This is a genomic window from Streptomyces sp. NPDC037083 (assembly GCF_055606485.1).
Genome location: NZ_JBVJSQ010000009.1, coordinates 295,267 through 318,726, shown reverse-complemented (window position 1 = coordinate 318,726; position 23,460 = coordinate 295,267). Strand labels below are relative to the sequence as shown.

General features: G+C 71.8%; 26 protein-coding genes. 15 read left to right on the top strand and 11 right to left on the bottom strand.

The features are described 5' to 3' along the window. The first annotated feature begins 15 nt into the window (after nucleotides 1-15). A complete protein-coding gene (locus ACZ7DE_RS25035; RefSeq protein ID WP_470764798.1) occupies nucleotides 16-1,062 on the top strand; it encodes a hypothetical protein in 1,047 nt (348 codons plus the stop codon). 19 nt (nucleotides 1,063-1,081) lie between these two features. Here ACZ7DE_RS25035 and ACZ7DE_RS25030 read toward each other — a convergent pair whose 3' ends face one another. Further along, nucleotides 1,082-1,582, bottom strand: coding sequence for a DUF6328 family protein (locus tag ACZ7DE_RS25030; RefSeq protein WP_470764796.1), 501 nt, complete (start codon nucleotides 1,580-1,582; stop codon nucleotides 1,082-1,084). Nucleotides 1,583-1,679: 97 nt separating this feature from the next. Continuing rightward, nucleotides 1,680-2,663: an aldo/keto reductase gene (locus ACZ7DE_RS25025; RefSeq protein ID WP_470764795.1), complete on the bottom strand. Its 984-nt coding sequence runs from the start codon at nucleotides 2,661-2,663 to the stop codon at nucleotides 1,680-1,682. A gap of 136 nt (nucleotides 2,664-2,799) precedes the next feature. On the opposite strand from ACZ7DE_RS25025, the gene ACZ7DE_RS25020 reads away from it, so the two are divergent. Next, nucleotides 2,800-4,524: a cholesterol oxidase substrate-binding domain-containing protein gene (locus tag ACZ7DE_RS25020; RefSeq protein ID WP_470764793.1), complete on the top strand. Its 1,725-nt coding sequence runs from the start codon at nucleotides 2,800-2,802 to the stop codon at nucleotides 4,522-4,524. Nucleotides 4,525-4,555: 31 nt separating this feature from the next. Here ACZ7DE_RS25020 and ACZ7DE_RS25015 read toward each other — a convergent pair whose 3' ends face one another. After that, nucleotides 4,556-5,767: an FAD-dependent monooxygenase gene (locus ACZ7DE_RS25015; protein WP_470764791.1), complete on the bottom strand. Its 1,212-nt coding sequence runs from the start codon at nucleotides 5,765-5,767 to the stop codon at nucleotides 4,556-4,558. A 354-nt stretch (nucleotides 5,768-6,121) separates the two neighbouring features. Here ACZ7DE_RS25015 and melC1 point away from each other — a divergent pair, with 354 nt between their 5' ends. The 3 genes from melC1 (at nucleotide 6,122) to ACZ7DE_RS25000 (ending at nucleotide 7,917) form a co-directional block, all read left to right on the top strand. Then, the gene (gene melC1 / locus ACZ7DE_RS25010) at nucleotides 6,122-6,505 is read left to right on the top strand and encodes an apotyrosinase chaperone MelC1 (protein ID WP_470764788.1); all 384 of its coding nucleotides are present in this window, start codon (nucleotides 6,122-6,124) and stop codon (nucleotides 6,503-6,505) included. A gap of 43 nt (nucleotides 6,506-6,548) precedes the next feature. Next, nucleotides 6,549-7,373: a tyrosinase MelC2 gene (gene melC2, locus ACZ7DE_RS25005; RefSeq protein ID WP_470764786.1), complete on the top strand. Its 825-nt coding sequence runs from the start codon at nucleotides 6,549-6,551 to the stop codon at nucleotides 7,371-7,373. A gap of 91 nt (nucleotides 7,374-7,464) precedes the next feature. Then, nucleotides 7,465-7,917: an SRPBCC family protein gene (locus ACZ7DE_RS25000; RefSeq protein ID WP_470764784.1), complete on the top strand. Its 453-nt coding sequence runs from the start codon at nucleotides 7,465-7,467 to the stop codon at nucleotides 7,915-7,917. A gap of 15 nt (nucleotides 7,918-7,932) precedes the next feature. Here ACZ7DE_RS25000 and ACZ7DE_RS24995 read toward each other — a convergent pair whose 3' ends face one another. Further along, the gene (locus tag ACZ7DE_RS24995; RefSeq protein ID WP_470764782.1) at nucleotides 7,933-8,652 is read right to left on the bottom strand and encodes a ribonuclease H family protein; all 720 of its coding nucleotides are present in this window, start codon (nucleotides 8,650-8,652) and stop codon (nucleotides 7,933-7,935) included. A gap of 174 nt (nucleotides 8,653-8,826) precedes the next feature. Here ACZ7DE_RS24995 and ACZ7DE_RS24990 point away from each other — a divergent pair, with 174 nt between their 5' ends. The 3 genes from ACZ7DE_RS24990 (at nucleotide 8,827) to ACZ7DE_RS24980 (ending at nucleotide 10,454) form a co-directional block, all read left to right on the top strand. Beyond that, nucleotides 8,827-9,255 (top strand): hypothetical protein, encoded by a 429-nt coding sequence (locus ACZ7DE_RS24990; protein WP_470764781.1) that lies wholly within the window; start codon nucleotides 8,827-8,829, stop codon nucleotides 9,253-9,255. Further along, the gene (locus ACZ7DE_RS24985; protein WP_470764779.1) at nucleotides 9,249-9,482 is read left to right on the top strand and encodes a helix-turn-helix transcriptional regulator; all 234 of its coding nucleotides are present in this window, start codon (nucleotides 9,249-9,251) and stop codon (nucleotides 9,480-9,482) included. The genes ACZ7DE_RS24990 and ACZ7DE_RS24985 overlap by 7 nt, the downstream gene beginning before the upstream one ends. An 87-nt stretch (nucleotides 9,483-9,569) precedes the next feature. After that, nucleotides 9,570-10,454: an NAD(P)-dependent alcohol dehydrogenase gene (locus ACZ7DE_RS24980; protein WP_470764777.1), complete on the top strand. Its 885-nt coding sequence runs from the start codon at nucleotides 9,570-9,572 to the stop codon at nucleotides 10,452-10,454. A 79-nt stretch (nucleotides 10,455-10,533) separates the two neighbouring features. Here the strand turns inward: ACZ7DE_RS24980 and ACZ7DE_RS24975 are convergent, their stop codons facing one another. Then, nucleotides 10,534-11,334: a VOC family protein gene (locus tag ACZ7DE_RS24975; RefSeq protein ID WP_470764775.1), complete on the bottom strand. Its 801-nt coding sequence runs from the start codon at nucleotides 11,332-11,334 to the stop codon at nucleotides 10,534-10,536. Nucleotides 11,335-11,494: 160 nt separating this feature from the next. On the opposite strand from ACZ7DE_RS24975, the gene ACZ7DE_RS24970 reads away from it, so the two are divergent. Further along, on the top strand, nucleotides 11,495-12,439 hold the full coding sequence (locus tag ACZ7DE_RS24970; protein ID WP_470764773.1) for an aminoglycoside phosphotransferase family protein: 945 nt from the start codon (nucleotides 11,495-11,497) through the stop codon (nucleotides 12,437-12,439). Here ACZ7DE_RS24970 and ACZ7DE_RS24965 read toward each other — a convergent pair. Further along, entirely contained in the window at nucleotides 12,424-12,906 is a 483-nt protein-coding gene (locus ACZ7DE_RS24965; protein WP_470764771.1) for a VOC family protein, read from the bottom strand. The genes ACZ7DE_RS24970 and ACZ7DE_RS24965 overlap by 16 nt on opposite strands. 212 nt (nucleotides 12,907-13,118) lie before the next feature. On the opposite strand from ACZ7DE_RS24965, the gene ACZ7DE_RS24960 reads away from it, so the two are divergent. Continuing rightward, on the top strand, nucleotides 13,119-13,757 hold the full coding sequence (locus ACZ7DE_RS24960) for an ATP-dependent Clp protease proteolytic subunit (RefSeq protein WP_470764769.1): 639 nt from the start codon (nucleotides 13,119-13,121) through the stop codon (nucleotides 13,755-13,757). Nucleotide 13,758: 1 nt separating this feature from the next. After that, on the top strand, nucleotides 13,759-14,361 hold the full coding sequence (locus ACZ7DE_RS24955; RefSeq protein ID WP_470764767.1) for a ClpP family protease: 603 nt from the start codon (nucleotides 13,759-13,761) through the stop codon (nucleotides 14,359-14,361). Nucleotides 14,362-14,382: 21 nt separating this feature from the next. On the opposite strand, the gene ACZ7DE_RS24950 is transcribed toward ACZ7DE_RS24955, so the two are convergent. Beyond that, entirely contained in the window at nucleotides 14,383-14,793 is a 411-nt protein-coding gene (locus ACZ7DE_RS24950; RefSeq protein WP_470764765.1) for a helix-turn-helix domain-containing protein, read from the bottom strand. A 354-nt stretch (nucleotides 14,794-15,147) separates the two neighbouring features. Here ACZ7DE_RS24950 and ACZ7DE_RS24945 point away from each other — a divergent pair, with 354 nt between their 5' ends. Further along, nucleotides 15,148-16,035, top strand: a complete 888-nt coding sequence (locus ACZ7DE_RS24945) for an RNA polymerase sigma factor SigF (protein WP_470764763.1) — start codon at nucleotides 15,148-15,150, stop codon at nucleotides 16,033-16,035. 163 nt (nucleotides 16,036-16,198) lie between these two features. On the opposite strand, the gene ACZ7DE_RS24940 is transcribed toward ACZ7DE_RS24945, so the two are convergent. Then, on the bottom strand, nucleotides 16,199-16,651 hold the full coding sequence (locus ACZ7DE_RS24940; protein ID WP_470764761.1) for an ATP-binding protein: 453 nt from the start codon (nucleotides 16,649-16,651) through the stop codon (nucleotides 16,199-16,201). Between the two features lie 214 nt (nucleotides 16,652-16,865). Between ACZ7DE_RS24940 and ACZ7DE_RS24935 the strand changes: the two genes are divergently transcribed. After that, a complete protein-coding gene (locus tag ACZ7DE_RS24935; RefSeq protein ID WP_470764759.1) occupies nucleotides 16,866-18,134 on the top strand; it encodes a streptophobe family protein in 1,269 nt (422 codons plus the stop codon). Between the two features lie 377 nt (nucleotides 18,135-18,511). Here the strand turns inward: ACZ7DE_RS24935 and ACZ7DE_RS24930 are convergent, their stop codons facing one another. Both ACZ7DE_RS24930 and ACZ7DE_RS24925 read right to left on the bottom strand, forming a co-directional pair. Beyond that, nucleotides 18,512-20,851, bottom strand: a complete 2,340-nt coding sequence (locus tag ACZ7DE_RS24930) for an FHA domain-containing protein (RefSeq protein WP_470764757.1) — start codon at nucleotides 20,849-20,851, stop codon at nucleotides 18,512-18,514. A 50-nt stretch (nucleotides 20,852-20,901) separates the two neighbouring features. Continuing rightward, entirely contained in the window at nucleotides 20,902-21,312 is a 411-nt protein-coding gene (locus ACZ7DE_RS24925) for a hypothetical protein (protein WP_470764755.1), read from the bottom strand. 310 nt (nucleotides 21,313-21,622) lie between these two features. On the opposite strand from ACZ7DE_RS24925, the gene ACZ7DE_RS24920 reads away from it, so the two are divergent. Further along, complete coding sequence (locus ACZ7DE_RS24920; protein ID WP_470764753.1) at nucleotides 21,623-22,024, top strand: nuclear transport factor 2 family protein; 402 nt, start codon at nucleotides 21,623-21,625, stop codon at nucleotides 22,022-22,024. 72 nt (nucleotides 22,025-22,096) lie between these two features. Next, the gene (locus ACZ7DE_RS24915) at nucleotides 22,097-22,396 is read left to right on the top strand and encodes a DUF1905 domain-containing protein (RefSeq protein WP_470764751.1); all 300 of its coding nucleotides are present in this window, start codon (nucleotides 22,097-22,099) and stop codon (nucleotides 22,394-22,396) included. Here the strand turns inward: ACZ7DE_RS24915 and mgrA are convergent. Beyond that, nucleotides 22,386-23,378, bottom strand: a complete 993-nt coding sequence (gene mgrA / locus ACZ7DE_RS24910; protein WP_470764749.1) for an L-glyceraldehyde 3-phosphate reductase — start codon at nucleotides 23,376-23,378, stop codon at nucleotides 22,386-22,388. The genes ACZ7DE_RS24915 and mgrA overlap by 11 nt on opposite strands. Nucleotides 23,379-23,460 lie beyond the last annotated feature (82 nt).

Genomic DNA, 23,460 nt, shown 5'->3' with positions numbered 1-23,460 from the left:
AGAGGAGCGTCATCCGTGACCCTGGCGATCGACCTGCCCGAGACGTCCCCCGAGACGTCCGCCGCGCCCCTGTCCGACCTCGTGGCGCGCGACGCCCGCGAGTTCGGCGTCTACGCGCGCACCGGCGGGTGGGCCTTCGGCCTGATGGTGGCGCGCAGCGTCCGGCCCGGCGGGCAGAGCGCCGACGAGACTCCCAAGGTGTCGGCGAAGGAGTTCGCGGAGCTGGCCGGCTGCTCCGCCGAGCGCGTCATGCGGTACTACAAGGCGTGGGACCGGGCCGCCGACGACGGCCTCGTCCCGCACTTCGAGGAACTGGCGCCGGGCCAGGAGGTGGAGCTGCCGGACGCGGAGGTGTGGCTGACGTACTACGTCTCGCGTTCCAGCGCCGCCTCCGAGCGCGGGACCGCGATCGCCGAGGCCGCCGAGGCCGAGGGCATCCGCCCGACGAAGGCGCTGGAGGTCGCGGAGAACCCCACCGCCCTGCGCGCCGCGATCCTCGCCGACCCCTCGACCGCCCGCGCGGCCCGCGCCGCCCTCCTGGACCGCATCAAGGAGGACCCGGACCTGCAGACCGAGCTCGCCCGGGACGTCGTGCGCACCGACGACCTGAAGAAGGCCGTGGCCTCCGAGAGCCGCTCGGCCGACCGCATCGGGTACGTGCGCCAGATCGCCGAGTCCGGGCAGATCAAGACGCCCGCCGGTCAGACTGTGGACGCGCCCGCCGAGCTGCGCCAGGAGGCCGAGCGGCACCTGTCGCTGCTCGACGAGCTGGACGACGACGAGGACGCCGGCGAGTGGGCGACCGAGGCTTACGACACGCTGAAGACCCTCGTGGTCGAGACCGTGGAGGCCGATCCGCAGCTGCGCGTCCAGGAGCGGCGCACGAAGTTCTACAGCAGCCTGCAGCGGGCCACGAAGGTGTTCGACGAGCTGACCTTCGACGACGCCCAGGAGTTCTACGAGGACGACATGGTGCAGCAGTTGGAGGAACTCCAGCAGGCGATCGGCAGTTGCATCGCCGCGCTGCGCGGCGCGCGGGGCGGCGTGCCCGGAGCCCGGTAGCCGGGCCGACGGGCGGTGCTCACTGCGTCGTGTAGCGCTGCCGGGTCCACAGCGGGAGCACGAACCAGCACAGCACGTACCAGGTGACGACGCCCGCGACGAGCCAGGGCACGAAGGCGTCGTGGGTGGCCACCCTCAGTATCAGCAGCAGCGACGAGGTCATGGTGGCCAGGAGCAGGAGCAGGCCGACCAGGGTCAGCCGGGACGCCCACTGCACCGCCTGCGGCTTCACCCGCCGCCCGGAGACCAGGCGGTGCAGGGAGACGGGGCCGATGAGGGCGCCGGTCGCACAGGCGCCCAGGACCACGGTCACGATGTAGATGGTCTTGTCCGTGTCCTGCAGATCCACGTAACGAGGGGTGAACACGACAGTCAGCAGGAAGCCGAAGAGGATCTGCACGCCCGTCTGGGCGACGCGTATCTCCTGGAGCAGCTCGACCCACTTGCGGTCGGCTCTCTCCTCCTCGGTCTCGTCCCGCCCCGTGCGCCCGTCGACGCCCGCTGCTGTCCTCTCGGTCACTTGGCCTCCTTCTCGCTGGTCGGAGCGACCTTCACGGTCCTCTCTCCCGGCGAGTACCCCGTGAGCGGCGATCGTCCCCTCGCCGCCCGCGGGCGGCCTACCAGCGACTTTCGACCTGTTCCCGGATGCGCCGGTCGTAGAGGTCGCGCACGGCGGCGAGGGTCTCCCCGGACAGCTCGGGGAGCCGCGCCGCGGCCGCGTTGGCGCGGGCCTGCTCCGGCGAGCGGGCGCCCGGGATCACCGTGGTCACACCGGGCTGCTGGATGATCCAGCGCAGCGCGAGCTGGGCGGGGGTGTACCCCTCGGGGGCGAGGGCCGCGAACTCGACGGCGGCCTCGACGCCGGTGGCGTAGTCGACGCCGGAGAAGGTCTCGCCCTGGTCGAAGGCCTCGCCGTGCCGGTTGTAGGCACGGTGGTCGTTCTCCGGGAAGACGGTGTCCGCGGTGTACTTGCCCGAGAGCAGGCCGGAGGCGAGCGGGACGCGGGCGATGATGCCGACGCCTGCCTCGCGGGCCGCCGGGAGCACCTCGTACAGGGGCTTCAGGCGGAACGGGTTGAGGATGATCTGCACGCTCGCCACGCCCGGCCGGGCGATCGCGGTGAGCGCTTCGGCGCAGGTCTCGACGCTGACGCCGTAGTGCGCGACGCGCTCCTCCTCGACGAGCGTGTCGAGCGCGTCGAACACCTCGTCGCTGGAGTAGACGGCGGTCGGCGGGCAGTGCAACTGGACCAGGTCGATGCGGTCGACGCCGAGGTTGCGGCGGGAACGGTCGTTCCACGCGCGGAAGTTGTCCAGCACGTAGTTCTCGGGGATCTGTTCGACGCGCCGGCCCATCTTGGTGGCGACCAGCACATGGAGGTCCGGCCGGCCGCTGAGGAACGCGGCGATGGTCTGCTCGCTGCGTCCGTCGCCGTAGACGTCGGCGGTGTCGAAGAAGGTCACTCCCGACTCGGCCGCCGCCTCCAGAACCGTCAGCGCCTCCTTGTCGTCGACGTCTCCCCAGTCGGCGCCCAGTTGCCAGGTGCCAAGACCGACGACCGATGCGTGCTGACCGGACCTACCGAATTCGCGCTCGTCCATGGCGTCAGTCTGTCATCTGCCGTGGCCCCGCGCGGAACGGACCACTCCGCGTCGCAGGCCACGCATCGTTCACCCTCACGGGTGATGCTGTTCGATGATCGGGCCGCACACCCCGACGGGCCCCTAGCGTGAGCGCGTGACTGAACGTTCACTGAGCAACCATCCGCCGGAGGAGCCCGCCTGGAGCCGACGCGGCTTCCTGCGCGCCGCGTCCGCGGCTCTGGCCGCGGTGCCCGTCCTGGTGGCCGCCGATCCGGCCGTCGCGGCGCAGGAGCTGCCGGACTTCCCACCCGCCGTGACCCTCTCCCGTACGGCGTACCGCAACTGGGACGGGGAGATCACCGTCACCGGCCTGTGGGCGTGCGCGCCCGAGGACCCCGGGCAGGTGGTCGACGTCGTCAACTGGGCCTGGCGGCACGGCTGGACGGTGCGGCCCCGGGGCGCCTCGCACGGCTGGTCCCCGTTCACCGTGCCGGAGGGGACCCCGGCGGACGCGCCCGTCCTGCTGGTCGACACCGCCCCTCACCTGACCGGCCTGGCCCTGGAGTCCTCCGACACGGTGCGCGTGGGCGGCGCTGTCACGCTGGAGACGCTCCTGACCTTCCTCGAGGGACACGGGCTCGGGGTCACCGCCGCTCCGGCCCCCGGGGACCTCACCCTGGGCGGCGCCCTCGCCGTCGACGCCCACGGCACCGCCGTGCCGGCGCGGGGCGAGGAGCGTCTGCCCGGGCAGACGTACGGCTCGCTCAGCAACCGCGTGCTCGCCCTGACGGCCGTGGTGTGGGACGCGGCCGGCGGGACATACGCGCTGCGGACGTTCCGGCGCGACGAGGCGGACTGCGCCGCGCTGCTCACGCATCTCGGGCGGTCGCTGGTGACCGAGGCGGTGCTGCGGGTGGGCGCGAACAGCAACCTGCGGTGCGTGAGCCGGACGGACATCGCGGCGAAGGAGCTGTTCGCGGCGCCGGGCGCGGGGGGGCGGACGCTGGCGAGCTTCCTGAACGCCGAGGGACGGGTCGAGGCCATCTGGTTCGCGTTCACCGAGTTCCCGTGGTTGAAGGTGTGGTCGGTCGAACCGTCCAAACCGCTCACCTCACGGCGCCTCACGCGGCCCTACCCCTACCCCTTCTCCGACAACGTCCCGACGCCGGTGGCCGATCTCGCCGGGCGGATGGTCTCGGACGCGGCCTGGTACCTGGCGCCGGTGCTCGGCAACGCGCAGCTCGACGTGGCCGCGCTCGGTCTCGTGGCGACCGGGTCGGCGGACGTGTGGGGGCCGTCGAAGAACACGCTGCTGTACATCAGGCCGACCACGCTGCGGGTGCACGCCAACGGGTACGCGGTGCTGACCGGCCGGGACCAGGTGCAGCGCGTCGTCTGCGAGTTCACCGCCTTCTACCGGGAGCGGCTGGCCGCGTACGCCGCCCTGGGGCGCTTCCCCGTCAACGGCTCGGTGGAGATCCGGGTGACCGGTCTCGACGATCCGGCGGAGGCCGGCCTCGACGGCGCCAGGGCCCCCTCACTGTCCGCGCTGCGGCCCGACCCCGACCACCCCGAATGGGACACGGCCGTCTGGCTGGACGTGCTGACGCTGCCGGGGACGCCGTACGCCGAGGCGTTCTACCGCGAGCTGGAGCGCTTCCTGCTCGCCACGTACGACGGCGGCCACGGCCTCACCCGGGTGGAGTGGTCGAAGGGCTGGGGGTACACGGACGAGGCCGCGTGGAGCGACGAGGACGTGCTGGGGACGGCGGTGCCGGGGTCCTTCGGCCCCGCCTGGGACGAGGCCGCGGACGTGTTGCAACGGCTGGACCCGCACCGCGTGTTCCGTGCTCCGCTGCACGGGCGGCTGTTCCCCTAGGGGCGCCCGTACGGGGAGCCAGGGCGAGCGGCTACTTGCGCGAGGCCAGCGCCCGTGCGTGCGCGCCGCGCGCCAGCTTCGGCCCGAGCCAGCGCTTGAACCGGCGCAGCACCTCCAGCCGCCCGGCGGCCCGGTCGAGCCGGTAGTACAGCTGGGGAGGCACGTAGGGCAGCAGGGGCGAATGACGCTGGCCCAGCAGGGCGAACATCTGTTCCGGGGGGAGGTGGATGTAGCGGGTCAGGTTCTCGTACCACTGGGCGCTGTGGCGGGCGGCGCTCTGCGGGGACAGCAGGGCGGCCTTGCGCTGCCGTTCGTACCGGGCGAGGGCCTGCGGGAGGTCGGGGCTCTCCCGCAGGGCGTCGGCCAGGGCGATGGCGTCCTCGAGGGCGAGGGTGGTGCCGGCGCCGATCGAGTAGTGGGTGGTGTGGGCGGCGTCGCCGAGCAGGACGAGGCGGTCGTGGTACCAGGTGCGGTTGGTGAGGGTGCGGAAGGTCAGCCACGGGGAGCTGCCGTCGGCGGCGGCTCGGCCGACGAGGGGGTGGCCGTCGAGGATGTGCGCGAAGAGCTTCTCGAGGTCGGCGAGGCCGTCGGACTCGCTCGCCCGGTCGAGGCCGAGGCCGGCCAGGGTCTCGGGGGCGCACTCGATCACGCAGGTGCTCTGCTCGGTGCTGAAGGGGTAGCCGTAGCACCAGATCCAGCCGTGCTCGGTCTCGACGAAGGCGAAGGTGAAGGAGTCGAAGACCTTGGTGGTGCCGAGCCAGACGTAGCGGTTGCGTCCCGGCGTGAGTACGGCGCCGAAGTCGTCGGCGTGGTGGGAGCGCAGGGCGCTGCGGACTCCGTCGCAGGCGACGACCAGGTCGGCGTCCGGCAGGTCCGCGGCCGTGATCTCGCTCTCGAACTCCAGCCGTACGCCGAGGGCACGGGCACGGGCGGCCAGGATCTCCAGCAGTTTGTGACGGCCGATGCCGTGGCCCTCGTCGCCGGGCTGACGGGTCGCCAGGTCCCCGACGTGGGCGACGCCTTCGTTCCAGCGGACGGAGTTCTCCTCGATCGCCCGCGCCGACTCGGGGTCGCAGTCGCGGAGTTTGTCGAGCAGTCCCTGCCAGTAGGTGACGCCCCAGCCGTAGGTCGAGCCCTCCGGGTCGCGTTCGTGGACGGTGACGTCGTGGGACGGGTCCTGCCGCTTGAGCAGGATCGAGAGATACAGGCCGGCGGGCCCGCCGCCGACACAGGCGACCTTCACGCGTACCCCCAGGAGTTACCAGGCGTGGTTGATTGACGACGCAGGGTAGCAGGGGCGGAACGCGCCGACGGACACCCCATCCGTGCGATCGCGCCACTTTTCCCACGTGAGCCACACCACCGGCGCGCCACGGGCGCGCGAAAGTCCACCGAAAGCAGGGATCTTGAGCAAAGGAATTGCCCGTTCCACCCCCCGCGGGCCCGCAGCACAACAAGATCATCTTCGTTCAACATTGCACCAGATGTAATTAATTGTCCGGATCGCGGCCAACCGGTCCGGGCCGATTTCTCCCCTTCTCCTCGCCGCCTATAGGCATGCGGAGTCGTCAACCCAACGCACTCCAGGAGGTCCCGCATGCCGGAACTCAGCCGTCGTCGCGCACTCACCGCGGCGGCCGTCGTCGCCGGTGCCTCACTCGCCGCAGTCCCCGCCCGGGCCGACGGCGACCACCACGGCTCCCACGACACCCACGACCCCCACGGCTCCCCCGCCTCCTTCGACGAGGTCTACAAGGGCCGCCGGATACAGGGCGGGCCCGCGACCGGCTCCGGTCATCACCACGGGGGCGGCTACGCGGTGCACATAGACGGGGTCGAGCTGCATGTGATGCGCAACGCCGACGGCTCCTGGATCAGCGTGGTCAGTCACTACGACCCGGTGCCCACCCCGCGGGCCGCCGCCCGCGCCGCGGTCGACGAGCTGCAGGGCGCCCGCCTCGTCCCGTTCCCCGCCCGCTGACCGGCCGCCCCGCCCCCTCACACGCACACTTGGAGCACCGCACATGACCGTCCGCAAGAACCAGGCGTCCCTGACCGCCGACGAGAAGCGGCGCTTCGTCGCCGCCCTCCTCGAACTCAAGCGCAACGGCCGCTACGACGCCTTCGTCACCACCCACAACGCGTTCATCATCGGTGACACCGACAACGGCGAGCGCACCGGCCACCGTTCGCCGTCGTTCCTGCCGTGGCACCGCAGATTCCTGCTGGAGTTCGAGCGGGCGCTGCAGTCCGTGGACGCGTCGGTGACGCTGCCGTACTGGGACTGGTCCGCCGACCGCTCGCCGCGTTCGTCGCTGTGGGCGCCCGACTTCCTCGGCGGCAGCGGGCGCAGCCGGGACGGTCAGGTGACGGACGGTCCGTTCGCCGCCTCGACGGGCAACTGGCCCATCAACGTCCGGGTGGACGGACGCAGTTATCTGCGGCGGTCGCTGGGCACGGGCGTCCGTGAGCTTCCGACCCGGTCCGAGGTGGACTCGGTGCTGTCGATGGCGACGTACGACATGGCGCCCTGGAACAGCGCCTCCGACGGCTTCCGCAACCACCTGGAGGGCTGGCGCGGGGTCAATCTGCACAACCGCGTGCACGTCTGGGTCGGCGGACAGATGGCGACCGGGGTCTCCCCCAACGACCCGGTGTTCTGGCTGCACCACGCCTACATCGACAAGCTCTGGGCCCAGTGGCAGCGCCGGCACCCGCAGTCCGCGTACGTCCCGGGCGGCGGGACGCCGAACGTCGTCGATCTGCACGAGACGATGAAGCCCTGGAACGACACCACCCCGGCCGACCTCCTCGACCACACCCCGCACTACACCTTCGACGTCGACTGAGCGTCGCCGCCCGGTTTGCCGCCGCGGTCACGGGTACCCGCCCGGCACACCACCGGCAGAACGAACCACGACAACGCAGGAGGAGACGACCGTGTCGCAGGTCGAGGAATCCATCGAGGTCGGCGTGCCCGTGCACACGGCCTACAACCAGTGGACGCAGTTCGAGACGTTCCCCGAGTTCATGAGCGGGGTGGAGCGCATCGAACAGAAGACGGACACGCTCACGCACTGGGTGACCCGTGTCAACGGCGTGCACCGGGAGTTCGACGCGGAGATCACCGAACAGATCCCGGACGAACGGGTCGCCTGGACCACCGTCTCCGGCGAGGCCCGGCAGGCCGGGGTGGTGACCTTCCACCGGCTCGACGACGCCCACACGAAGGTGATGCTCCAGATGGAGTTCCAGCCGGAGGGCGTCGCCGAGAGCGTCGGCGACAAGCTGGGCTTCGTGAAGCGTCAGACCAAGGGCGACCTGGAGCGCTTCAAGGAGTTCATCGAGGAGCGCGGTCTGGAGACCGGCGGCTGGCGCGGCGCGGTGCTCTGAGCACCGCGCGGACGCTCAGCCCGCGTCCACGTCCGCCGTACGGCACTCCGGGTGCCCCCAGCCCTGCGCGTTCTTGGCGATCTGTTCGCCGGCCGCGTAGGAGCGGCCGCACAGACAACGGCCGGGGAACTTGGCCTTGATCGTGCGGGCGGACGAACCGCCGCTCCGCCGGGACGACTTGTTCCCGGCGGGGCGGCCGCTTTTCTGTCCGGACTTCGCCTTGGGGGTGTCCGGTGAGGCCGGCGGCTCCGGGGAACCCCGGTCGCTGCCGGCCGGCTGCTGGACGATCGCCGCCTGACTGGCGGCGCGGTCGGCGAAGTCGTTGAGCGGGTCGCCGTCGACCTGGTGTGCGGGCACATAGCGGAAGTCGACCGAGCGGCCGTCGAGCAGCTCGTCGATGCGGACGACCAGCTCCTGGTTGGCCACCGGCTTCCCGGCCGACGTCTTCCAGCCGTTGCGCTTCCAGCCGGGCAGCCAGGTGGTGACGGCCTTCATGGCGTACTGCGAGTCCATCCGGACCTCGAGCGGCACGGCCGGGTCCGTCGCCGCCAGCAGGCGTTCCAGTGCGGTGAGTTCGGCGACGTTGTTGGTGGCCTTGCCGAGCGGTCCCGCCTCCCAGCGGGCCGGCGCCTCCGCGTCGTCCGCGACCACCCACGCCCAGCCCGCCGGTCCCGGGTTTCCCTTCGAAGCCCCGTCGCACGCGGCCACCACTCGTTCACGCATGCGCACGATCATGCCATGGCCGGGCGGGCCGTCCGGCTGCCCCAGCGTTGGCGAACCGGCGACCGGGCGCCACCCCCCTGCGGCGCCTCCCGCCACCGCCCGGCCCGATGTACAGAAATCTTGACATGGTGTCGCGTCTGCTTGACACTCCCTGATGTCAGGTTCGATTCACATGGGGAGCCGGTAGTGGCATTCGAAGAGAAACGGGCCTGGATCCTGGCCCTGGTCACGATCACGTCGTACGCGGCATACCTGGCGGTCGTCCTCGGGCGGGGCGGACCCGCGCCCCTGGCTCACACGCCCTATGCGGCAGCGCTGCTGTGGACGGTCTGCGCCGCCATCGCCGCGTCGTTCGCACTGCACATCATCGTGTCGACCGTGTCGCCCGAGGGTGCGAACGTCAAGGACCGGCGTGACGGGGAGATCCACCGCTTCGGCTCGTACATCGGCCAGTCGTTCCTGGTCATCGGCGGCGTGGCCGGGCTCGTCCTGGCGATGGCCCGCGTCGACCAGTTCTGGATCGCCAACGCGATCTACCTGGCGTTCGTCCTGTCCGCGCTGCTCGCATCCGGGGTGAAGATCGTCGCCTACCGGTTCGGCCTCCACCCGTGGTGAGGCCGACCAGGGTCACCAACGCGATCCGGGCCCTGCGGTTCGCCCACGGCGAGATGACCCAGGCCGAACTCGCCCGCCGCATCGGCGTGACCCGCCAGACCGTCATCGCCATCGAGCAGGGCCGGTACTCGCCCTCGCTGGAGATGGCCTTCCAGATCGCCCGGGTGTTCGCCGTCCCGCTCGAAAAGGTCTTCCAGTACCCCGAATCCGAGGGAGGGCCTCCATGAAGGCCATCGTCCACGACCGCTACGGACCCCCCCGAGGTCCTGCGCCTCGAAGAGGTCGCCGAGCCGACGACGCCCGGCAGCGACGAGGTGCTGCTGCGCGTCCACGCCTCCGCGGTCGATCCGGGCGTATGGCACGTCACGGCCGGGCTGCCGTACCCGATCCGCCTCACGCCCCATGGGCTGCGCGGGTCGAGACCCCGTGTGCGGGGCATGGACGCGGCGGGTGTCGTCGAGGCCGTCGGCGCGGGGGTGAGCCGCTTCCGGCCCGGCGACGAGGTGTACGGCACCTGCGACGGGGCGTTCGCCGAGTACGCGTACGCCCAGCAGGACCGGCTCGCGCCGAAGCCGCCCGGCCCGGACTTCGCGACGGTGGCCGCGATACCCGTGTCCGGATGCACCGCCCTGCAGGCCCTGCGGGACGCCGGACGCGTGCGGGCCGGACAGCGTGTCCTGATCATCGGCGCGTCCGGCGGGGTGGGCAGCTTCGCCGTCCAGCTCGCCAAGGCGTTCGGCGCGCACGTCACCGGCGTCTGCGGCCCGGCCGGTACGGACATGGTCCGCTCCCTCGGGGCGGACGAGGTCATCGACTACACCTGCGAGGACCCGACGGACGGCGCCCGCCGTTACGACCTCGTCCTCGACATCGCGGGCAACCGGCCGCTGCGCCGGCTACGCCGCGCCCTCACCCCGCGCGGAACCCTCGTCATCGTCGGCGGCGAGGGCGGCGGCAAGTGGACCGGCGGCATCGGCCGCACACTGCGGGCGATGGCGCTGTCACCGTTCGTCGGCCAACGGCTGCTGGGGCTCGTCTCCGCACAGAAGCACGAAGATCTTCGGCTCCTCGCGGACCTGGTCGAGGCCGGCTCCGTGAAACCCGTCGTCCACCGGACGTACCTGCTGGCCGACGTCCCCGAGGCCATCCGGTGCCTGCGGGACGGTCGGGCCCGCGGCAAGATCACCATCAGCGTGTGAGGGACGCCTTCAGCGGGCCCGGCCGACCGGTTCGGCCCCAGCGGCCCGAACCGTCTTCGATCACCACCGGGTACGCGCTCTAGGACACGTCCCGGGTCTGCGGCATCTCGCCCGCGGTGGTGGTCACGTCGATCACCGAGAAGTTCGCGCCCTGCGGGTCGCTGATCGCCGCGAACCGCCCGAACGGGGTGTCCATCGGGCCGAAGCGCAGGACGCCGCCGAGCTTGGTGGCCCTGGCCACCGCGTCGTCGCAGTCGTCGACGGTGAAGTAGACGTTGATGTACGAAGGCACCTCGGGCGGGAACTCCTCCGTCATCTTCATGCGGCCGAGCACGGTGTCGCCGCCGATCTCGAACATCCGGAAGTCGACGGCGTCGTCCACCATCTGCTTCACCGAGTAGGGGAACACGGCCGGGAGGAACGCGTCCGTCTTCTCGGCGTCGCGGGTGAAGACCTCGGCCCAGCAGAACGCTCCGGGCTGCTCGGGCGGGGCCTCGAAGCCCTCGTGGACGCCCGCCTGCCAGACGCCGAACACCGCGCCGCCGGGCTCGCGCCCCAGGCACATCGTGCCGAACTCGCCGACCTGCATGGGCCCCATCAGCACCTCGCCGCCGTTGTCACGGATCCGGCCGGCGGTCGCGGCGGCGTCCGGGGAGGCGAAGTACAGGCACCACTGCGACTGGCCCTCCTGGCCGGGCATCGGCGGGACGACGGCGGCGACCGCCTTGCCGCCCACGTAGGCCTGGGTGTAGTTCCCGTACTCCGACGACGCCTCCCCGAAGGTCCAGCCGAGGACGTCGCCGTAGAAGCTCTTGGCGCCCTCCAGGTCGCTGAACATCGCGTCGGCCCAACAAGGGGCCCCCTCTGGTCGTACGGCCATGACGACGGCCCTCCCGGTGAGATGGATTGTCCGGTTCCTCACGCTAGTCACCCGGCCCCCCGCCCGCGCGCCGAACACGGAGGCCTTCGAGGGCGAGCCGGGCACGCAGGCCGCGCCCCTGCTGAAATCCGTTGGACGGCACGGCAGTCGGCCTCGTCCAATGGGACGCATGTGCGCTGCCGTGAAGATGCGTCCGGACGAGGTCGACCTGGACGACGCGCTGGTGAGCCGGCTCGTCGCCGCCCAGTTCCCGCAGTGGGCCGGACTGCCCGTGCGGCGGCTGGCCTCGTCCGGGACCGAGAACGCGATGTTCCGGCTGGGCGCCGACAAGGTGGTGCGGCTGCCCCGGCATCCCGGGGCGGTCGGGAGCGTGGCGCACGAGCAGCACTGGCTGGACCGGTTGGGTCCGCGGCTGCCCGTCGCGGCCCCGGTGCCGCTGGAACGGGGTCTGCCGGGCGAGGGGTTCGCCTGGCCCTGGTCGGTGTACCGCTGGCTGGACGGCCGCAATCCGGTCGCGGGCGCCGTCGACAGGCCGCTGTCGCTGGCCGTGGAGCTGGCGGCGTTCGTCACCGCCCTGCGCCGGATCGACCCGCAGGGCGGGCCGCCGAGCGACCGGGGCGTTCCGCTGGCCGAGCGCGACGGCCCCACCCGCGACGCCCTGGCCCGGCTCACCGGGCGGATCGACATTGACGCGGTCACCGCCGTCTGGGAGGAGGCGCTGCGGGCCCCGGGACGCGCCGCGCCGCCCGTGTGGGCCCACGGAGACCTCTCGCCGGGCAACGTGCTGGTGGAGGACGGCAGGCTCACAGCGGTGATCGACTTCGGCGGCGTCGGGGTGGGCGACCCGGCCGTCGATCTGATCGTGGCGTGGAATCTGCTGCCCGCGGCGGCACGCGGGGTGTTCCGCGAGGCCGTGGGCGCGGACGACGCCGAGTGGGCGCGCGGCCGGGGCTGGGCGCTGTCCATCTCGCTGATCCAGCTGCCGTACTACTGGGACACCAACCCGCCGCTGGCGGAGAACTCCCGGCATGTGATCCGGGAGATCCTGGCCGAGGCCGGGGGCGCCGCCGCACCCCCGGCGACCGCCGTCTACTCGCCCTCGTAGGCCTTGCGCAGGGCGGCGATGTCGAGCTTGCCCATGGCGTACATGGCCTTGGTGGTGCGGACGGCCTTCTCCGGGTCGGGGTCGCTGATCATCTCGATCAGCCCGTCGGGAATGACCTGCCAGGACAGGCCGAACCTGTCCTTGAGCCAGCCGCAGGGCCCGCCCTCGCCGCCGTTCTCGGTGAGCTTGGCCCAGTAGTGGTCGACCTCCTCCTGGTCCGCGCAGTAGATCTGGAAGGAGATCGCCTCGCTGAACTTGAACTCCGGTCCGCCGTTGATGCCGACGAACTTCTGCCCGTTGGCCGTGAACTCCACGGCCAGCACCGAGCCCGCCGGTCCGGGGCCGGCCTCGTTGTAGCGGCCGATCGAGCCGATGCTGGAGTTCTTGAAGACCGAGACGTAGAAGTGGGCGGCTTCCTCGGCCTGGCCGTCGAACCAGAGACACGTGGTGAATCCGTCGGTGGTCATGAATACCTCCTGGGCGCGGAACGCGGTCATCGGTGTCGACTCCCGCGGGCTCCAAAACTCATCGGCGGACCGGCTGCCGATCGGACCCCGGTCGTTCGCCGCCCGGACGCTCTGCCGGTGGCGAATCTGCCGCGGGCAGAGAACGGGCGTCCTGGCGTCGCCCCGAGGTGAGAGTGAAGTCGACGGCTTTCGCGCCACGACGAGGAGAACCGATGACCGCACTCACCATGCTCGCTCCCCGCGCCGAGGAGGGCGAGACGGCGCCCACCCGCTTCGACGACCAGCTCGCCGCCCAACTGCTGGGACAGCGCATCGTCCTACTGGGCACCCAGGTCGACGAGGTCTCCGCGAACCGGGTCTGCGCCCAACTGCTGATCCTCTCGGCCGAGGACCCGCGCACCGACATCAGCCTGTACATCAACAGCCCGGGCGGATCGGTGCACGCGGGGCTGGCGATCTACGACACGATGCGGCTGATCCCCAACGACGTCTCGACGCTCGCCATGGGTTTCGCGGCCAGCATGGGCCAGTTCCTGCTCAGCGTCGGCGCGCCCGGCAAGCGGTACGCGCTGCCGAACGCGCGCGTCATGATGCACCAGCCGTCGGCCGGGATCGGCGGCACCACCGCGGACATCGAGATCCAGGCGGAGAACCTGGAGTTCACCAAGCGGACCATCGAGCGGATCACCGCCGAGCACACCGGCCAGTCCCCGGAGACCATCTCCCGCGACGGGGACCGCGACCGCTGGTTCACGGCCGAGGAGGCCAGGGAGTACGGCATGGTGGACCGGGTGGTGGAGTCCCTGGCGGACGTCCGACCGGCCGCCTCCAGGCGACGGATGGGGCTGTGACATGGGGACCTACACGATTCCGAACGTGGTCGAGCGGACCCCGCAGGGCGAGCGTTCCTACGACGTGTTCAGCCGGCTGCTGTCCGAGCGGATCATCTTCGTCGGCACGGAGATCGACGACGGCGTCGCCAACGTCGTCATCGCGCAACTGCTCCATCTGGAGTCGGCGGCCCCGGAGAGCGAGATCGCGATCTACCTCAACTCGCCCGGCGGCTCGTTCACCTCGCTGATGGCGATCTACGACACGATGACGTACGTCCAGGCGCCGATCTCGACGTTCTGCGTCGGTCAGGCGGCGTCGACGGCGGCCGTGCTGCTCGCGGGCGGGGACCCCGGCCGGCGGTTCGTGCTGGAGCACGCGCGCGTGCTGCTCGGACAGCCCGCGAGCGGCGGCCGGCAGGGCACGGTGTCGGACCTGTCGTTGCAGGCCAAGGAGATGGTCCGGATCCGCTCACAGGTGGAGGAGGTGCTGGCCCGGCACACCCGTCACGACATCACGACCCTGCGCGCCGACATGGACCGGGACAAGGTGTTCACCGCCCCGGAGGCGGTGGCCTACGGGCTGGCCGACGAGGTGGTGAGCCGGCGTCTCGCCAAGGCGTGAGACGCCGGCCCGCACACCGCGTCACGCGGCCAGGCAGAGACCGTCGTGCGACGAGGTGGTCGTCGCACGACGCCGCTCGGGATGCCGGGCGGTGAGCCTGATCAGCTCTCCCTGGGCCCGGGCCAGCAGATCGCCCAGGCTCAGGCCGAGGGCCTGGGCGGCGGCCGCGAGGACCTCCGAGGAGGCCTCCTTGCGGCCGCGTTCCACCTCCGAGAGGTACGGCATGGAGATGCGGGCCGAGTCGGCGACGTCCTTGAGGGTGCGTTCCTGCGCCTGACGTTCGCGGCGCAGCACGTCTCCGACCAGGTCGCGCCACAGGGGCTCGCGCGCGGCGGGCCTGCGGTCGGCGGGGACGGGGGCAGCGGTGTCCGGGCGCACGGCAGGCGGGCGCAGCGGGATCACGCGGGCTCGGTTCGGCGCTTGGTTGCTCACCTCTCAAGCCTAGGAGCGACGACGCCCGCGGCAAGGGTCGGGCGTTGCGCCCTCGGTGGAATCGCCCGGCCCGTGCGAGGGGGTCGCCGGGCGGGGCCGGCCCGGCCGACAACGGCTCGACCGGCCCCGCAGGCGGGATCGGAAGAGATCCGGGCAGATCCAGGGAGTCCCGGGCGGATCCGCGCAGATCCGTGGAGGTGCCCCGGGGCGGGTCGCCTCGGAAAATCCGGCCGCATTCGGCACGCATGAGTCGGCGAGGACCGGGTACCCGCCCCCTCAGAAGGCGTACACACCCGTGTCCGCTCACGGACCGAGAGCAACAGACGTCGAACCGTGACTGTCGAGGGAGAGACCATGCAGACCGCCGTGAACCGGTCGGAGGCAGAGGTCGTCGAGGGCACCGCCCTCACCAGCACGGCCGGCGCGCCGCTGCCGGGCATCGAAGCGCCCCGCAGCGTGGCTCCGCGCGACGCACGCGAACTGTCCCGGCAGTTCTTCAGCCGGCTCGCCGTGCTCGAGGAGGGCACGCACGAATACCAGTACGCCCGCAACACGCTCATCGAGATGAACATGTCCCTGGTGCGCTTCGCGGCCGGCCGGTTCCGCGGCCGCGGGGACGACATGGAGGACATCGTCCAGACCGGGATGATCGGCCTGATCAAGGCCATCGACCGGTTCGAGGTCTCGCGCGAGGTGGAGTTCACCTCGTTCGCGCTGCCGTACATCGTCGGTGAGATCAAGCGCTTCTTCCGGGACACGACGTGGGCCGTGCACGTGCCGCGGCGGCTGCAGGAGCTGCGGGTCGAACTGGCCAGGGCGCGGGACGAGCTCTCCAGCCGCCTGGACCGGGAGCCGACGGTGGCGGAGCTGGCCACGCTGATGAACCTCGCCGAGCACCAGGTGGTCGAGGCGCAGATCGCGGCCAACGGCTACAACTCCTCCTCGCTCGACGCAGCGCTCACCGGCGACGGCCCCGAGAACGGCGAGTCGGTCCTCGCCGACTTCATCGGCGTGGAGGAGGACGGGCTGCGGCTCGTCGAGGACTTCCACTCGCTGGCGCCGCTCATGGCGGAGCTCAGCGAGCGCGACCGGCAGATCCTCCACATGCGGTTCGTCGAGGAGGCCACCCAGGCGGAGATCGGCGAGCGGCTCGGCTGCTCCCAGATGCACGTCTCCCGCCTGATCAAGCGGATCATCATGCGCCTGCGCCAGGGGATGCTGGGCGAGCTGGGCTGCGCCTGACCGGCGACGCCCGCGGGGGTGAGGCAGGCGGAGTGAAGGCTCCCGGAACCGACCCCTGCGGCTGACAGACCCCTGTGACGGACAGGAAAGCGACAGACAGCAAAGCGTCGGCCGGCGAAGACGCGTCGGCCGACGCGGGCGTGGGGCGGGCCGCCCCGGGCGCCTATACCTCGAAGGTGAGCACCGCGCGGACCCGCTTGCCGACCGGCACCCGCTCGGCGGTGACCTCCGCCGCCACCGCGTGCACGATCTCCAGACCGTGACGGCCGATGCGCTCGGGGTCCTTGGGGAACCTCATGGGCAGCGCGTCGCTGCTGTCGTAGACGCTCACCGTGACCGAGGCGTCCGTGCCCTCCAGTTCCAGGATGTACGGCCCGTTGCTGTGCCGGTCGGCGTTGGTCACCAGCTCGCTGACCACCAGCATCACCTCACCGCTCACCCGGTCGCCGATCGTGGCGCACCACTCCGTCCTGAGCTGGTCGACGAAGTGGGCGGCGAACTCTCGGGCCTCGGCTATGCATCCGGGCTCACCGGTGTAGTGCGCCGCCCGCCGTAGCGGTTCCACGGGTACATCGAAACCAATCGGTATCACTGCCCCGTCCAGGTGCTCGATCATGCGTTTCTCTCTCGGAGGCCGGACTGGCCGGACGCTGCTGTGCACCAGTGCTCGTACCCCGTGCCGCGCCGTGCAGTCCCAGTCTCTCGTCACCTCCTGGACACAATGACCATGGGCTGCCTCACACTGCGCTCCGGTCGGGGCCCGCAGGCCGCCCCGACGCGGACGGCCCTCCCGGCAGGCGCGCTCCTCCCGTGCTGCTTAGCGTGGCAGGGTGAGCCCGTACAGCCCTCGTGACCAGGCAGTCTTGCGCCACGGCTGGGGCCGGGCGTTCGCCACGGCGGTGGCCGGACTGATCGCCATGGGGGTGGTGGCCGCGCTGGGTCTGTGGGCGGCCGGAGCCTCGGATCTGCCGGAGGGCGCCTTCCCCCGGGTGGTCGCGGCGACCGTCGTCACGGCCGTCGGCGGCACGGTGGAGCTCTCCGGTGACGCCGGCGGGCTCGCCGACACCCGGGCCGGCCTGACGGTGATCCCGCTGTCCGTCACCCTGACCGGGGCGCTCGTGGTCGGCGCGGGCTTTCTGCGGCCGCTGCGGCACCGTGCGGTGGCGGGTGCCGGGGAGCTGGCCGGATGGGCGGCCCGGATCGCCGTCGTGTGGCTGCTCGGCCTCCTCGGCGTGGCGCTCGCCGCGCACCGGACCTTCGCGATCCCCCTCGGCGACGACACGCTGAGCGACCTGGGCGAACTGTTCGGTGTCAGCCCCGAGGCCGGCTTCTCCGCGGACGTGCCGCGCACGCTCGTGATCGGGCTGCTGTGGCTGGCCGGGGTACTGGTGCTGGCGTTGCTGGTCGCGCGCGGGGCCCCGCTGCCGGCCCGGATGCTGCGCCTGCAGGAGTCGGTACGGCCCGCCGCGCACGCGATGGTCGCGCTGCTGCTCGTCTGCGTCGCAGTGGGCGTGGTCGTCGCGCTCGTCGTCGCGGCGACCCGGGGGCGCACCGCCGAGACCCTCGCGGTGGTGCTGCTCGGGATGCCCAATCTGATGTGGCTGACGTTCACCATCGGGCTGGGGGCCACCTGGAACGGCCGGGTGGAGGGCCCGTTCGGGCTGCCGATGCCGCATGTCCTGGACGAGGTGCTGCGCGGCCAGGACACCGCACGACTGAACCTGAGCAGTCTCGCCGAGCACGACGGCCGCGTGTGGTGGCTCGTCGCCGTGGACGCGGTGCTGCTGCTGGCGGCGGCGTTCCTGACGGCCGCCCACTCGCCGCCGCGGACGCCTCCCTGGCGGCACGCCCTGCACATGGCGGTCGCGCTGGTGCTCACGGTGCTGATGATCTGCCTGGTCGGCCGGGTCTCCGCGCACTACGGCCTGTTCGTGGTCGGTCTCGGCGACCTGGGCGGCGATCTGTCCGGAGAGGTGTTTCTGCGTGCCGAGGTGTGGTCGGCGCTGGGCCTGGCCGCGCTGTGGGGGCTGGTCACGGGCTTCCTGGGCGGGCTGTCGGCGGGCCTGGTCCGCCGCCGGAGAGGAACGCGACCCCGCTGACGGCGGCCGCGGCGGCGCCGGGCGCGCCGGGCCCGTCCCTCTTCACGCAGCCGACGTGATCCTCGGACACCGGGACGGCGGCCGGTGCGCGCCCGCTGCGAGGGACTCGGCGTCAGGACGGACGGCGTGTGCGGAGCCGTCACCTGCGAGGACGGCGCGATGTGTGCGGCGGGGCCCGCCCGGCGCGGCGGCCCGGCGCACGGTGATCGCCCGGCGCGCGCAACCCTCGGCGGGACGGGTCAGGAGTGAGGCGGGGCGAACACCGCCGCCGCGGCTTCCCGTCCCCGCCCTGCGCCCCACCGCATCCTGCGCCCCGCCGCTTCCCGTCCCGCCCTGCTCCACGCCGCTTCCCGGTGGCCCCGGGTGCGGCACGGCGGCTATGTCCGCATCACCGCGGGCTCCTGTCGGCGCAGCAGACGGGAGACGATGAGTCCGAAGACCGCCGAGAGCACGACCAGCATCGTCACGTCGAGCAGCCACACCCCCGCCGCGTGCTCGAACAGCGGGTCACCGGCGATGTCGCCGGGCACGATCCGGGACAGCCCGACCGTGCCGGCCATCGCCCCCAGTGCCCACCGTGCGGGCACCAGCCACGAGAACTGCTCCAGTCCCGGCACGCCTTGCAGTTTCAGCAGCGCCCCGCAGAAGACCACCTGGACGAGGGCGAGCAGCACCAGCAGCGGCATCGTCACCTCCTCCTTGCGCACCAGCGCGGAGACCACCAGGCCGAGCATCATCGCCGTGAAGGCCAGCAGCGCCACGGCGACGGTGATCTCGGCCAGGGGCGGCATCAGCACGCCCTCGCCGCCGGGCGCGTGGAGGTCGACCCCGAGCAGGGCGACCAGGGTCAGCACCACCGCCTGCACGACGGTGACCGTGCCCAGCACCACCACCTTGGACAGCAGGTAGGCCGATCTGGACAGGCCGACGGCGCGTTCCCGCCGGTAGATCACGCGTTCCTTGACGAGTTCGCGCACGGCGTTGGCCGCCCCGGTCAGGACGGCTCCGACGCACAGGACGAGCAGCGCGTTCATCGCGGTGTCCCGGGTCAGCCCGCTCCCGGCGAGGGCCCGGGCCATCGCGCCCATGACGAACGGGAGAGCGATCATGATCGCGAGGAAGGCGCGGTCGGCGGCGAGCGCGGCCGTGTAGCGCCGGACGAGGGTGCCGAGCTGGGCGGCCCTGCCGCGGGGCCGGGGCGGCGGCAGCATGATGACCGGCCCGGAGCGGGGCAGCCGGGGCTGCACGCTGGAGTCGACGACGTACTGCCGCCGCAGCGGCGAGTCGCGGTACTCCCCCGCCCAGTCGCGGTCCCGGTCGCGCTCGAACGCCTCGAAGGCCTCGGGCCACTGCTCGAAGCCGAAGAAGGCGAGGGCGTCCTCGGGCGGCCCGTAGTAGGCGGTCCGGCCGCCCGGCGCGAGCACCAGCAGTCGGTCGCAGACATCGAGGCTGAGGACGCTGTGGGTGACGACGACGACCGTGCGGCCGTCGTCGGCGAGACCGCGCAGCATGTGCATCACCGAGCGGTCCATGCCGGGGTCGAGGCCGGAGGTCGGCTCGTCCAGGAAGAGCAGCGACGGTTTGGTGAGCAGTTCCAGGGCCACGCTCACCCGTTTGCGCTGGCCGCCGGAGAGGCTGTGCACGGGCTGGTCGGCGCGCTGTTCGAGGCCCAGTTCGCGGATGACCTCCGCGACCCGTTCCCGGCGCTCCGCCTTCGCGGTGTCCTGGGGGAAGCGCAGTTCGGCGGCGTAGCCGAGGGCGGCGCGCACGGTCAGCTGGGCGTGCAGGATGTCGTCCTGCGGGACCAGTCCGATGCGCTGGCGCAGCTCGGCGTAGTCGCGGTAGAGGTCGCGGCCGTCGTAGACGACCGTGCCGTGGTCGGCGGGGCGCTGGCCGGTGAGGGCGCCGAGCAGGGTGGACTTCCCGGCGCCGCTCGGGCCGACGACCGCGAGCAGGCACTTCTCCTCCACCGGGAACGACACGTGGTCCAGGAGGACCTTGCGGCCGCGGTCTACGGTGACGGTCAGGTCCTGGACGTCGAGGCAGACCGCGCCGGTGTCGACGTATTCCTGGAGCCGGCCGCCGACGAGACAGAACGCCGAGTGCCCGATGCCGACGACGTCTCCGGGGCCGAGCGGGACGCGGTGGACGGGCAGCCCGTTGACGTACGTCCCGTTGTGGCTGTCCAGGTCGACGATCTCGTGTCCGCCGTCGGGCCGCGGGCGCAGTTCGGCGTGCCGACGCGAGACGACGAGGTCGTCGACGACCAGGTCGTTGTCGTCGGCACGGCCGATCCGGACGGTGTGCGACGGCAGCGGCCTGACGCTGGCGGGGTGCCGGAAGGTCCCGGTCAGCGCGGGCATCGACACGCCCGGCGGAAGCCCGGCCCAGGAGGGGGGAGGGCACGACAGGGCGACGTACGGCCCGTCGGACGGGCTGCCGAAGCGGATCACGCTGCCGGGGCCGACCCGCCACTCGTGGACCCGGCCGCCGTCGGTGTAGGTGCCGTTGGTGCTGTGCCGGTCCTCGACGGTCCAGTGATCGCCCTCCGGCCGCAGCACGGCGTGACGCCAGGAGACGCGGGTGTCGTCGATGACGATGTCGCTGAGCGGGTCGCGGCCGACGCGGTAGTCGTGGCCGGGCACCAGCAGGGTGGAGCCCGTCTCGGTCTCCAGCACGAGTGCGGGCGCGGTCGAGGAGACCGGCCGCTCCACCATGCCCGAAATTCTAGCGATTCGCTCCCCTGCATGCCCGGTGACGGCGGGTGTCAGCCGACGGGGAGGACGAGGGCCGGGACGGTCCGCTGCATGCGCAGCGCGTCGACGGACTCGGCGAGCAGTTCGTACTCGGTGGTGTCGTCGCTGACCGCGATCCGCACCAGGCGGCCGCCCGCCAACTCGTCGGCCACCAGCTCCTGCCGCTCCATGTCGGCGCACCAGGCGCGCAGCAACGCGGGGACGTCGCGCACGGTGTCCGCCACCGGGACCAGCGCGCCCGGGGGGAAGTGCCCGCTCTCGGGTCGCGGATCCAGCCGTTCGGCCATCCACGAGGCCCGGTCCCGCAGCCACCACAGGGCGAGCGCCAGCGTCGGAGCCCGGTAGGTGCCGAGCGGTACGCCGATGCGCCGGCCGTCGCAGACGCCGTACGCCGTGACATGGCACAGGAATTCGTCGTGCACGTCCCTCTCCCCCGGTGCTCGATTGCCGGTTGCGCCTCGCTTTCCGTGCGGCTCCTGCGAGTGAACTCGCCCCTGACATTCGAGTATGTTCACTCTTGAAACACTGTCACCATGACTTTTTGGCCAGTCTCCTGGCATATTCCCTGGCGTTCATGGCCGAAATCCTGCGAACGCCGGGAGCCGTCGTCATTACCCGACAGGTAATCGACCCGGACCGTCGGGTGCGGGCAAGGTGGTCACACCGGATCGGCGAAGAGCCGAATCCGGGTTCTGACCAGTAACGACGACCTCGACGGAGGCTGATTCCACCATGTCCGCGAACACCGACCGTTACGCAAACGCCGTCGCCCGCTACTTCGAGGCCTGGAACGCACGCGAGTCCGAGGCCTTGGCCAAGGCTGTCAACGCAGCGTGGGCGGTGGACGGACGGTACACCGACCCGCTCGCCGACGCCGTCGGCCACGAGCAGATCGCGGCCCTCGTCGCGGCGGTCCACGCGCAGTTCCCGGGCTTCTCCTTCCGCCTCACGGGCACGGTCGACGGGCACCACGACACGGCCCGCTTCTCCTGGGAACTGGTGAGCGAGGCCGAGGGCGCCCCCGCCGGGGAGGGTTCGGCGCCGGTGGCCGGATCCGACGTCATCACCCTGGACGCACAGGACCGGATCACCGCCGTCCTCGGATTCCTCGACCGGGTGCCCGCCGCGGCCTGAGCCCGGACAGCGATGAATTCCCCCGCTCGCGGCAGTCCACCCGAAAAGGGATCACCGCGAGCGGAGGACATCATGAGCACGAACGGAACGACAAACGGAACACTGAACGCCGAATTCACGGCCGTCCTGCGCAAGAGCCCGGCGAAGGGCGGCCGGACCTATGCCGTCCGGCCGGAGTCCGCCGAATTCTTCGGCACCCACGGACCGGTCAGGATCCGCGGGGCCGTCGACGGACATCCGTTCCGGAGTTCGTTCATGGCCCTCGGCGGCGGCACCCACAAACTCCCCGTCAGGGCCGAGGTGCGCAAGGCGATCGGAAAGCAGGAGGGCGACCGGGTGACCGTCCGGCTGACGGAACGGCTCAGCCGTTGATCACCGCGTCGATCCGGGTCAGCTCCTCGTCCTCGAAGTCCAGCCGGGCCAGAGCGCCCACGCTGTCCTCGATCTGCCGGGCGCTGCTCGCGCCCACCAGCGCGGAGGTCACCCGGCCGCCGCGCAGCACCCAGGCCAGGGCCAGCTGGGCGAGGGACTGGCCGCGGGACCTGGCGATGTCGTCCAGCGCGCGCAGCTTGCCGACGAGCTCCTCGGTGAGCGCCTCGGAGTTCAGGAACGGGCTGTCGCTCGCCGCCCGCGAGTCCTCCGGGATGCCGTCCAGGTAGCGGCCGGTCAGCAGGCCCTGCTCCAGCGGGGAGAACACGATCGAACCGACCTCGAGCTCGTCCAGGGCGTCCAGCAGGCCCTCGCTCTCCGGGCGGCGGTCCAGCATCGAGTAGCGCGGCTGGTGGATGAGGAGCGGGGTGCCCAGTTCACCGAGGATGCGGGCCGCCTCGCGGGTCTGCTCCGCCGAGTAGTTGGAGACGCCGACGTAGAGCGCCTTGCCCTGCTGGACCGCGCTGTGCAGGGCGCCCATCGTCTCCTCCAGGGGAGTCTCCGGGTCCGGGCGGTGCGAGTAGAAGACGTCGACGTAGTCCAGGCCCATGCGCCGCAGGCTCTGGTCCAGCGAGGACAGCACGTACTTGCGCGAGCCCCACTCGCCGTACGGGCCGGGCCACATCAGATAGCCGGCCTTCGTGGAGATCACCAGCTCGTCGCGGTACGGCGCGAAGTCGGTCTTCAGGAACCCGCCCAGGGCGGACTCGGCGGCGCCGGGCGGCGGGCCGTAGTTGTTGGCCAGGTCGAAGTGGGTGACGCCGAGGTCGAAGGCGCGGCGCAGGATGGCCCGCTGGGTCTCGACCGGGCGGTCCGGGCCGAAGTTGTGCCACAGTCCGAGCGACAGCGCGGGGAGCTTCAGGCCGCTGCGTCCTGTGCGCCGGTAGGGCATGTCCGCGTAACGGTCGGGGTGTGCGGTGTACAACGCGACTCCAGGAGGGGTTGGCACGACGATCGGGTTCGGGAGGATCAGCTTCGGGAACCGTCCTCCACTCTGGCTCTGCCTG

What these genes read in the sequence shown, in the direction of transcription:
- ACZ7DE_RS25025 (WP_470764795.1), bottom strand. Translation starts at nt 2,663, where the DNA reads ATGGACGAGCGCGAATTCGGTAGGTCCGGTCAGCACGCATCGGTCGTC.
- melC1 (WP_470764788.1), top strand. Translation starts at nt 6,122, where the DNA reads ATGCCGGAACTCAGCCGTCGTCGCGCACTCACCGCGGCGGCCGTCGTC.
- melC2 (WP_470764786.1), top strand. Translation starts at nt 6,549, where the DNA reads ATGACCGTCCGCAAGAACCAGGCGTCCCTGACCGCCGACGAGAAGCGG.
- ACZ7DE_RS24995 (WP_470764782.1), bottom strand. Translation starts at nt 8,652, where the DNA reads ATGATCGTGCGCATGCGTGAACGAGTGGTGGCCGCGTGCGACGGGGCT.
- ACZ7DE_RS24975 (WP_470764775.1), bottom strand. Translation starts at nt 11,334, where the DNA reads ATGGCCGTACGACCAGAGGGGGCCCCTTGTTGGGCCGACGCGATGTTC.
- ACZ7DE_RS24970 (WP_470764773.1), top strand. Translation starts at nt 11,495, where the DNA reads ATGGGACGCATGTGCGCTGCCGTGAAGATGCGTCCGGACGAGGTCGAC.
- ACZ7DE_RS24965 (WP_470764771.1), bottom strand. Translation starts at nt 12,906, where the DNA reads ATGACCACCGACGGATTCACCACGTGTCTCTGGTTCGACGGCCAGGCC.
- ACZ7DE_RS24960 (WP_470764769.1), top strand. Translation starts at nt 13,119, where the DNA reads ATGACCGCACTCACCATGCTCGCTCCCCGCGCCGAGGAGGGCGAGACG.
- ACZ7DE_RS24955 (WP_470764767.1), top strand. Translation starts at nt 13,759, where the DNA reads ATGGGGACCTACACGATTCCGAACGTGGTCGAGCGGACCCCGCAGGGC.
- ACZ7DE_RS24945 (WP_470764763.1), top strand. Translation starts at nt 15,148, where the DNA reads ATGCAGACCGCCGTGAACCGGTCGGAGGCAGAGGTCGTCGAGGGCACC.
- ACZ7DE_RS24940 (WP_470764761.1), bottom strand. Translation starts at nt 16,651, where the DNA reads ATGATCGAGCACCTGGACGGGGCAGTGATACCGATTGGTTTCGATGTA.
- ACZ7DE_RS24930 (WP_470764757.1), bottom strand. Translation starts at nt 20,851, where the DNA reads ATGGTGGAGCGGCCGGTCTCCTCGACCGCGCCCGCACTCGTGCTGGAG.
- ACZ7DE_RS24920 (WP_470764753.1), top strand. Translation starts at nt 21,623, where the DNA reads ATGTCCGCGAACACCGACCGTTACGCAAACGCCGTCGCCCGCTACTTC.
- ACZ7DE_RS24915 (WP_470764751.1), top strand. Translation starts at nt 22,097, where the DNA reads ATGAGCACGAACGGAACGACAAACGGAACACTGAACGCCGAATTCACG.